Below are 8,670 nucleotides of genomic sequence, written 5' to 3'. Positions count from 1 at the left end.
AGGGCATCAACATAGGCGGCAAACCGCGCCTCGCGCGTCTCTGATGGGATAGGAAGGTTCATCACACGCCTCCGCATGATGGATCTCCCGACTATAGCTCGCCTCGTGAGTTTATGACACAGTAGTATTAGTTTGGCACGGCAAAAGTATGGCGGAGAGCGCAGCCGCCGCCATTAACCTACCCCAGCAACAGCGCGTCAGACGGGATGTGCCGGCTCTACCAGGAGAGAGGCACCGCTTCCTTGTGCTCTGCCTGGCGCGGATCTGGCTCTCGTTCTGCCGTGGTTTCCTCCATCCTTTTAGATAGGCCGCCATTTTGACATCATAACTGCTGACGATAGGCTTCGTTTCGACAGCAACGGCTTGAACACAGAGGGCTGCTTCATTGATCAAGGGCGGCGTTGAGTTGGGCTACCTTTGCCCTGGCTGTGGATCGACGCGGGCAGTCGTGTCCCCGAAGCCTCATGATCACTCGATTGTCCGCTGTTCCGAGTGTCAGCGGGCGCTTGGCTGCCTCAGTGACATCAGGCGGGAACTCGCGGTCAAGGCTCGAGAAGACGCAAGCGCTCTCGCCAAGCGGATCTATCGACAAGGTAGAGGTATTCGACGCTCCTGAGGGCCCCCCTCATCTTTCGACGAGCAGGCAACAGAGAAGCGAGCACTACCTCATGGTTGGAGGATGCCTTCCGCGAAAGCCCTCATCTCCGAATTCAAAGCGCGTGTTTCCCGACAATGCGTGATGGCCTCGCGACTGCGCTGTATGAGCGACCTATCCGGATGGCCAGAGGCACGGAATGAACCGCAATCCAGGTGATGCGGGTGCTGGACAGGGTAAGGGCTGGGGCATCAGGTGGGTTGGGCAGGAAATCTAAGCCCCAGCATCGCGCTATCTGGCACCACTGGAAAGCTGACACTCGCCCTTCATGTGGCGTGCGATGGCTGTCATTGCATCGTTGAGAGACGGGAAGTTGGCAGCCCCCATTGCAGACAGACCGGAATTGCGGTTTGCAGCGATGACGAACAGCGATGGAGAGACTTCGGTAATTGTGCCGAGAGGCCGCCCCAGGCGATCGTTCAACGTCCAGGTCCCTGCTGGTTTGAGTGCGGCCGGTGTCACCACCACATCCATGGTAACTTCTCCGCTTGACGCAGAATAATGACCTTTGTCTTGCGTTGAGACGTAGACTGTCAAGCGATGTCCCGACGAGGCCGTGAGATCCCCCTCCATGAAGAGCCACACGAGGATGATGCCACCAGACCCGGGCACTGGAGCATGGTGCCCAGGCGATGCCAGCGCGGGGGCCGGGATCTGCGACGCTATGCTGAATAATGCGATGGCTCCCGGTCAGGCAAGGCCTCTCAGACGACGGATCAGGAGTGATGCGTTTCTCATGAAAGCGCTCACCCTGTCCGACTTTTCTGGACCTGAACCGAGCCAAGTATGGCTTCAAGGGGGCTACCCATCAGCCTGTAAGCACACGTTCTTGCTACGTACTTCGTTGCCGTACAATCAGATACAGATCTTGCGCTGATCCCAAGATTAAGGAGATCAACGTCGAGTACAGCGGGATCTGCATGGCGGCTCAGCAGCCGATGGCCAAGATCCCAGCCTATGAAGCGGCGAAGATGATGAAAGTCTCGACTGAACTGCAGGCAAAAGAAGCCACAATGGCTCCCCGTGTGCAGCAACTGGTGGATGCGTTGAACAAGCAGGTCGACAGTCTTGGTGGGCCGATGATCCAATGGGCCATCCAACCCCTCAAGACTGCACAGCCAAAACTGGGCTCGTAAGTGCTATCCCATGCAAAAAGCCGGCTCGCAGGGCGCCGGCTCGATTGGTGGATCGCGATGTCTGCTTGATCAAGCAGGCTGAGACAAGAGCCTGACAAACTCGTCAGAGGAGATAACTGGCGCGAAGAAGTTGTTGATCCGATCGTAGGCTGCTGCCTGTTGTTCCGGCTTCTGCGTTGCCGTCGCGTCTCCGATGACAATCGGAAGATAGCCATTGTCCCGAGCGGCTCTGGCATTCCCCTCAATGCACCAGTCCAGATGGATGCCCGTAAGGACAATGGCCTCGATCCGCTTGCGGGAGAGTTCCAAGGGAAGCTCGGTTCCGACAAAAGCGGTCTGAAGGGCGAGTTCATTGAATTGAAGGTCTCCCGGCTGAACCAATGCCTTCAGTTCATCAACGAGTTCATTGTCAGCTTTCTTTTTGGCGTCATCGAACTTAAGGCCCTCGACCCACGTTTCGTACTGCACTTTATCGAAAATGGACTGCGGGTAGTTCTCTCGGAAAACAGAGTAGCCAACCCAGCTGAACGATTTGAAGTTTGAAGCCTTCCGAGCTGCCTCGACAACCTTGATCGTGGCCGGCAGGGATCCGCGCTCCCACTGGCGCTCAGCGGCCTGTGCTCCCCACGGCCTGTAGAGCGAATTGTTCTGGCTGACCGAGACGAATGCTGCCGGCCGCTTGAGGATCTCGGCCAGATTAAGCTTTTTCCATTGCGGCGCGAGTTCGGGGATAGGAGTCGGGCTTAGGGGCTTTGAACCTTCCTGTCCCAGGACCTGCGATCCTATCGCAGCAGCTCCGGCGATCCCAGCTGCGGCAGTGAGTAATTGACGGCGCGAGGTCTCTTGGGTCATCGGGCTTCTCCTCCTTCACCCTTGGCAGAAAAAATGCCAGCGAGGCCGCTTATTAGAGAGCGGCCCATAAGAGGACGGCAAGTAGAACGAGATTGTTATTTTTGAGCAGATCTCGGGAAAAACTTGTATGGCACTGGAGAAATAAGGAACGCTATTCTTACGAGCTTCGATCTCCTAGAAGGATGCTATAACGTACGGTCACTGCGCCCTTAATGGCGCTGCACTTCGCAAATGACTTATAAGGCAGGGTTGTTGCTGTTAGAGTTGAGCAGTTCATCAGTTTTGATTGTAGACTGGCTTTGAAATTTTGACCTCTGTCAGAACAGGCGCAACCGGCTGGATAATTGAGACAAATAGCTGAAAAGAGGGGTCACAGTTGACGTCGGTTAGGCCCCCTCGCTCTGAGCAAAGACCGCAAGCCACTCGGAGGTTTGAGCCGAGCAAGAGACAGGGTCCGGGTTCGAAGCCGAATAGAGAAGTGCCCTTACCCGATCCGAGACTATCCGTAGGCTTGGAGACCTCACTCCCATCGTGGGTGACTTCATAGCGCAATCCTGTGGCGGGCGAACCATCGGATGGTTTCGGGCAAGGCCACGCTTCGCAAGTACCTCGGCGCTCATACGACAAACTGATTGGCACTGCTGTCTGCTATTCAGTGCGTTGGCAGAAAGCTCAGGTCGAATGCATACAGAGTCGTTCTTGTCACCGCTCAGAAGATGCGGAAGCCCAACGATGGACAACAGCCCTTGAAATGTGGGGAACTCCGGTCGCGTCCCTTGGTTGGTCCGACATATTCACTCTCGGAGAAGGGCCAGTCTGATGATCTGCCCATTTTGCAAGCACGAGGTCGAGGAACCTTGCCAGAATACCGTTGAGATGCAGCGGCGGGCCAGCGAACACATCGAGCAGTGCGATAGGGCTCTTAAAAGCTTGAAAGGAATCGTGTTCGGCTGACCGTGGCGGTTGGCGCAGCGACGCTAAGACTTCTCGCGCCCATGTACCTGAGCAGGAGGAGCGGTCGCTTCGACTGCCGTGAACGTCTCCAGAATGCGGTAGGTATGCTCGGCCCCTGCGGGGCGACCCAGGAGTCCCCCGGCTCCAGCCGCACGGTTTGCCCCTCGATCTCTAGTTCAGCCCGTCCGGTGATGACGTAGCGGACGACCTCGTACTCGTGCCTGCGGCTGGGTTTGTCTTGGGTTGGCGGCTCGTCCCGCCACAGCCGCATGGACACTCGTTTGCCCGATGCAAGATTGACCTCGCCATGGTCACCGGTCGGTAAGTACGGGTCATCGCAGAATCTTCCCGGATTTCTACGCTAAGCCCTTTCGCGGGAGTGTGCATGCGGATTTCGGAGCGAGCGGAAGTGATTGCTGAGAGGCTTACCGGATCAGATCGAGTCCCATTAAAGTTGATCGGCATCAAATGACGAGGCATCGGTTCGACATTCCGACAGATGGTCCCCAGTGGCAAATAGCAAAACCTCAAGCGAAATCGGGGCCAACGTCCTATCTTTCGCGGCGCTACCGCCAAGGCCAAGAGGCAGAGAGAGCCGCAGAATCCTTAGCGGAGGATTGCGGGACGATTCTGCGATGACCGCGACCGGAATGCTTGTCGACTCGCTCGCCCTTGTCCTCGCGCAGAGTACATCGTTCGTGGGTGAGCAACGGTGCGCCCGACGGGCCATCATCCGCTACGCGGCAAGCGCCTCGACCACGCCGAATGGCGATTGCGTCGCGATCGCCCGCGGCTCGCTGAAGCCCGTCTCGCGCAGAAGGCCGGAATACTCCCGGAGAGATCGCTCCCGTGCATCCGGGAAGAGCACCATCATGTGCATGTCGGCGAGGAAGTTCATCGGGTTCGTCGTGCCCGGTTCCTCCAGCACGCGCTCAATGATGAGGAGCCGCCCTCCGGGCGTCATGGCGGCCCGACAGTTGCGCAGGATCGTGAGGCAGCCTTCGTCGCTCCAGTTATGCAGGATCTGCGATAGCAGATAACAGTCTCCCCCGGCTGGAACGGCCTGAAAGAAGTTCCCGGCCTGAACAATGCAGCGGTCGGCGAGCCCGGCCTCGGTGAGCAGTGGCGGTGCGGCCGCGACGACAGCCGACTGGTCGAAGAGCAGGCCTTCGGCCTGGGGATTGGCCTCCAAGATGGCTTTTAGCAGCGCACCGTTTCCACCTCCGACATCGACCACGAGCCGGATACCCGAGAAATCATACGCCTCGACGACGGCAGCCTGACGGGCGTCAGGGCTATGCTGCATGAACCGATCGAAGACGACAGCTTCCGCCGGGTGTCCGCTCAGGTACGGGAACATGGGTTGGCCGAACACCTCTTCGAACGGGCAGGAGCCGGTTCGAATCGCGTGTTCGAGATGGCCCCAGGCCGTCCAACTGCCGGGGGTCGTCCAGTAGAGCGCCGCGTAGTGAAGAGTTGGCTTGGCGTCCTTGAGAAGCCATTCGGATCGGACCGACTGGCTCACCGCTCCCTCGGCGTCGACTGCAAAGACGCCGAAGGCGGCAAGCGCCCGGCAGAGCCGCAGGAGCATCGCGGCATCCGCGCCGCAATCCGCGGCCAGTGTGGTGACCGGCTTGGGGCCATCCTGGACCCGGTCAGCCAGTTCGAGCGAGGCTGCCACCGCGAGCATCTTGGAGACTTGGAAGGCGCGCACCAGGAGGGCCATGTCGGCGAAGCCCTCGCGCTCCGAGCCAGTGGCAGTCATCGAACCCTCCATTCTGCTCAATCGCTTCCCCTAACGGTCAGGAATTGCCGTCACGCGTGCCGAGATTCTCACGCTTGGATACGGCGGACCTTGCCCAGGCGCGGGCCTCCTCGTTATTCGCGGTCGATGAGCGATACGCTCCGATGTTGCTCCATTGTGGGGTGCGTGTCGAGATTACCTCGAAGACAGGACCCCAACCGGAGACCGCCAGCTCCAATAGGACTGTCCGCCTCGTGCAGCTCCAGATACTGCTCCGACAGGCAGAGCCTTTCCCGCCGATCTTAGCCCATAAACAAAAGCCTTGAGGCGAATTCCGCATTGGCGCCGGAGCTGTTTCGACGCACCATGAAACAGCCGACATGTGGTTCAGCTCAGCTCTCTAGCGCGGAACAGCTCGATGAATGGTGCAGACGGCAACCCAGCTGACCTGTTCGCGACAGCGGCCAGTTAGGCCGCGACCTTCCGCAACACGTCGCCCGCCCTGAGCCGCCGCGCAGCAACCCTGGAGGTGCCAAGATCCATTTCACAAGCAGGACCGGTGCATCTGCGGGTCGACAGCACGGGGCTGCGGCTCTGTGGGCCCGGTGACTGGCGGATCGAGACACGGCACCCGCATACGCCGGTCCTGGCGAAAGCGGAACCCGAAGAGGAGCTATCGGCAAGGCCGAGGCGGATGAGGGCAGGACGGAGCCAAAGTCTTGAACCGAGAAAGAGCCATCATGGACGACTGGTATCCAGTCAGGCTGGCACCCCGGGACGGTACGCCTGTAATCCTCTGGATTGAGGATGCAGAGGCGCCGCCGACCTATCCGATGACCGTCGGGGTCTGGGAGACTGACGATATCACCCTGAGGAGCCATTGGCGCGTCTTCGGAGCGCGGTACGGCACCACACCTACTTCGACTGGCACATTGTCGGCTGGCGGCCGCTGCCCCGCATTTATCGTGCCTGACGATCTCCGCTCCCCGATCAAGCACCATCTGGTGCTGCACAAGCGCGATCCGGAGCGGCGGGTAACGCGGTTCTACTCGCTCATGATCGAACGGGATCGGTTCGGGACCGTGCGCCTGGGGCGTAACTGGCGCCGGATCGGCACCAAGGGGCAGGAGATGGTCGAGATCCAAGCCGACGAGACCGAGGCCGGCAAGGCGGAGGCCTTGGCACAGGCCAAGCGGCGGCGCGGGTGTCAAGCTCTGTGAGGTCAGTCCTTGCCACGACAAAAAGAAAGCGCCCGTTGCTGCAAGGGGCGCTTTAAGGGCCAGCTCATGTACATGGGGCACTCGCGTGCGAGGGAGCCGGTATGCCTTACGTACACAGCCAAGCTCATGTTGTCTGTCGGGTATCCGACACTTCCGAGACAACCTTGCTGACTGTCCCAAAGAATCTCAAGGGAAGCACATTCCGGTCACGATTGCTGGTGAGCCTGGGTGGTCCTTGGAGAGTGTCTCGTGACGCACATGGCCGATCAGGTTGTCAGGCATATCAAAGACATGATCCGCAGGGTTATACGGACGACGCCTGAGAACCAAGAGCAGCCCCCACTCCATCAGGCTGTCCAGGCACCCAAGAGAGGCTCTGATTATCCGGATGACCTGATGCGTCTCGCACGCTCCCCTTGGCCAGATGACAGCTCAAAGACCTAGCAGACATCCCGCTTATCCAGATTTCCCAACGGCAGCACCAACGACGAAGGGGTAACTCCTCGGGGGGGTTGATGTAACCTGCCGAAGAGGCAAGAATTGCCTCAAGCCTTAGACTACAAATGGATTTAGATTAGGGGCATCCTATGGATGGGCTTTCGATCCTCGTCATTGCCGATGGTATTGTCCTTGTCGCTCTCGTGACGCTTCTTGCGGCCATTGACTACCTCTCTCCAGTCTCTGATGCGAGGTTAGGTGGGATCTACCCGGTCGGAACATCTAACACGGCACGCTGAGCCTGGATCTTTTACACCCAGCCTCTTTGCCACCTGAGTCCCCTGGAGCAGATTTGGTGGCAGGGGCTCCCATTCCCAATCAGGTTCGTTGAGAGGTCTCTCTGATGAGCCATCAATGCAGCGTCTGGTGCAGGGGAATAGAGTGTAAAAGTGTTCCTTGAGGGCACCAGCCGTTCCAGTCCTCAATGATCCCGCCATTCCTTGATGTTGTGGCCGTAGGTTCTCCGGACCTCCTCCGGCGTCTTTCCCTCTTTCACGAGGACGCCTTTCAGGCAGAGCTCGACGCAATGGAGCGCGAGCGTTCCGATCGGGACGTTCCAGATCATCCGAGCGCCATTCTCTATCGCGCTAGAGACGATGAAAGCGGATCGCCCGTAGCTCTCCGCGTAAGTGAGAAAGCCAAACGGCGTATAGTCTCTTTGAGCCTCGCTCATAGGTCCTCCTTACAGATCTCGATATCCTCGCCGGCGCTTGGCTCCGGCCAGCGCCTCGAGGCGCGGCCGGCCTCTTCCTCACTGCCGAAGCTCTCCACCAGCTCCTGCCCGTTGGTGCCGATCCGGCGCCAGTTGCGCCCCAGGCGCACAGTCCCGAACAGATCCCGCTCGATCATGAGCGAGTAGAACCGCGCGGCCCGCGGCTCCGGGTCACGCTTGGGCAGCACCAGATGGTGCTTGATCGGGGAGCGGAGATCGTCAGGCATTCGGAACCCGAGGGAGCGGCATCCAGCCACGAACATGCTGATCGAAGTAGGTCGATGGACCACGGGCCGAGAAGACGCGCCAGAAGCCGACTTCGAAGATGGTGTCCGTTTCCCAGAAGCCGACCGTCACCGAGAAATCTGGAGGAGCTTCATCGTCCTGGATCCAAAGGACAGGGTTTCAGCAACAAACGGAGGATGGAGGCGTATGTTCTCAGCCATTGTTAGCTCCACACGACAGGTCGGAGCACTCGGCTCGCTCAGTCACCGACGCCTGTGAAGCACAAGTCGGCGACAGCTCACATATGGCAATCCCGCTTCACCATCGCCAGCGCGGGTGCCTTCACGGCCTCCAGAAGCGGAGCCTTTTTTGAGGAACCGTTCGGGCTTCAAGCTGTTGCTATACTGCGCTGCAGCAAGTTTTTCGCAGTTGCGCGATAGTGTTCCTAGCGTCTGCGTTACACCCACCAACATCACATTCGTCTGAAAGGCCTACGGCTCAACCGTGGTTTCTCAAACACGCGCTCGTGGCTCGCAAGCGACACCGAGCCGAGCACCATCATCACCACATTCGTATTGCGTCGGTGATCACCTTTTCCAGATCTCATGAGGACAACATGACCACCATCAGACAACTTATTCAAACGGGTCCCGCTAAGGCCAATGAGCTTCTGG

General features: G+C 58.9%; 9 protein-coding genes and 1 pseudogene. 2 read left to right on the top strand and 8 right to left on the bottom strand.

Going from position 1 to position 8,670, the window contains the following annotated elements; translation table 11 throughout:
- Window positions 1-886 precede the first annotated feature (886 nt).
- A complete protein-coding gene (locus FS320_RS32960; RefSeq protein WP_152716638.1) occupies window positions 887-1,129 on the bottom strand; it encodes a hypothetical protein in 243 nt (80 codons plus the stop codon).
- A gap of 446 nt (window positions 1,130-1,575) precedes the next feature.
- Here FS320_RS32960 and FS320_RS32955 point away from each other — a divergent pair, with 446 nt between their 5' ends.
- Window positions 1,576-1,791, top strand: coding sequence for a hypothetical protein (locus FS320_RS32955; protein ID WP_152716637.1), 216 nt, complete (start codon window positions 1,576-1,578; stop codon window positions 1,789-1,791).
- Between the two features lie 69 nt (window positions 1,792-1,860).
- Here the strand turns inward: FS320_RS32955 and FS320_RS32950 are convergent, their stop codons facing one another.
- The 3 genes and pseudogenes from FS320_RS32950 to FS320_RS32940 all read right to left on the bottom strand — a co-directional run bounded on the left by FS320_RS32950 (window position 1,861) and on the right by FS320_RS32940 (window position 5,362).
- Window positions 1,861-2,643, bottom strand: a complete 783-nt coding sequence (locus FS320_RS32950; protein WP_152716636.1) for a cysteine hydrolase family protein — start codon at window positions 2,641-2,643, stop codon at window positions 1,861-1,863.
- A 977-nt stretch (window positions 2,644-3,620) separates the two neighbouring features.
- A pseudogene (locus FS320_RS32945) lies at window positions 3,621-3,919 on the bottom strand (cupin domain-containing protein); the annotation flags it as partial.
- 414 nt (window positions 3,920-4,333) lie between these two features.
- On the bottom strand, window positions 4,334-5,362 hold the full coding sequence (locus FS320_RS32940) for a methyltransferase (protein ID WP_162003407.1): 1,029 nt from the start codon (window positions 5,360-5,362) through the stop codon (window positions 4,334-4,336).
- Window positions 5,363-6,060: 698 nt separating this feature from the next.
- Here FS320_RS32940 and FS320_RS32930 point away from each other — a divergent pair.
- On the top strand, window positions 6,061-6,561 hold the full coding sequence (locus FS320_RS32930) for a WGR domain-containing protein (protein WP_244627545.1): 501 nt from the start codon (window positions 6,061-6,063) through the stop codon (window positions 6,559-6,561).
- A 919-nt stretch (window positions 6,562-7,480) separates the two neighbouring features.
- Here the strand turns inward: FS320_RS32930 and FS320_RS32925 are convergent.
- The 4 genes from FS320_RS32925 to FS320_RS47260 all read right to left on the bottom strand — a co-directional run.
- Complete coding sequence (locus FS320_RS32925; RefSeq protein ID WP_152716634.1) at window positions 7,481-7,732, bottom strand: hypothetical protein; 252 nt, start codon at window positions 7,730-7,732, stop codon at window positions 7,481-7,483.
- The gene (locus tag FS320_RS32920) at window positions 7,729-7,998 is read right to left on the bottom strand and encodes a WGR domain-containing protein (protein ID WP_244627544.1); all 270 of its coding nucleotides are present in this window, start codon (window positions 7,996-7,998) and stop codon (window positions 7,729-7,731) included. Before FS320_RS32920 ends, FS320_RS32925 begins: the two co-directional genes overlap by 4 nt.
- On the bottom strand, window positions 7,991-8,128 hold the full coding sequence (locus FS320_RS32915; protein WP_162562918.1) for a hypothetical protein: 138 nt from the start codon (window positions 8,126-8,128) through the stop codon (window positions 7,991-7,993). Before FS320_RS32915 ends, FS320_RS32920 begins: the two co-directional genes overlap by 8 nt.
- 340 nt (window positions 8,129-8,468) lie before the next feature.
- Window positions 8,469-8,670, bottom strand: a 202-nt coding sequence (locus FS320_RS47260) for a hypothetical protein (RefSeq protein ID WP_210252228.1), incomplete at its 5' end; no start/stop codon positions are given.

It is taken from the genome of Microvirga tunisiensis (assembly GCF_009296175.1).
Lineage (GTDB): Bacteria > Pseudomonadota > Alphaproteobacteria > Rhizobiales > Beijerinckiaceae > Microvirga > Microvirga tunisiensis.
The sequence above is the reverse complement of the archived record's forward strand: the minus strand, read 5'-3'. Positions and strand labels throughout refer to the sequence as shown.

What these genes read in the sequence shown, in the direction of transcription:
- FS320_RS32950 (WP_152716636.1), bottom strand. Translation starts at nt 2,643, where the DNA reads ATGACCCAAGAGACCTCGCGCCGTCAATTACTCACTGCCGCAGCTGGG.
- FS320_RS32955 (WP_152716637.1), top strand. Translation starts at nt 1,576, where the DNA reads ATGGCGGCTCAGCAGCCGATGGCCAAGATCCCAGCCTATGAAGCGGCG.
- FS320_RS32920 (WP_244627544.1), bottom strand. Translation starts at nt 7,998, where the DNA reads ATGCCTGACGATCTCCGCTCCCCGATCAAGCACCATCTGGTGCTGCCC.
- FS320_RS32925 (WP_152716634.1), bottom strand. Translation starts at nt 7,732, where the DNA reads ATGAGCGAGGCTCAAAGAGACTATACGCCGTTTGGCTTTCTCACTTAC.
- FS320_RS32960 (WP_152716638.1), bottom strand. Translation starts at nt 1,129, where the DNA reads ATGGATGTGGTGGTGACACCGGCCGCACTCAAACCAGCAGGGACCTGG.
- FS320_RS32940 (WP_162003407.1), bottom strand. Translation starts at nt 5,362, where the DNA reads ATGACTGCCACTGGCTCGGAGCGCGAGGGCTTCGCCGACATGGCCCTC.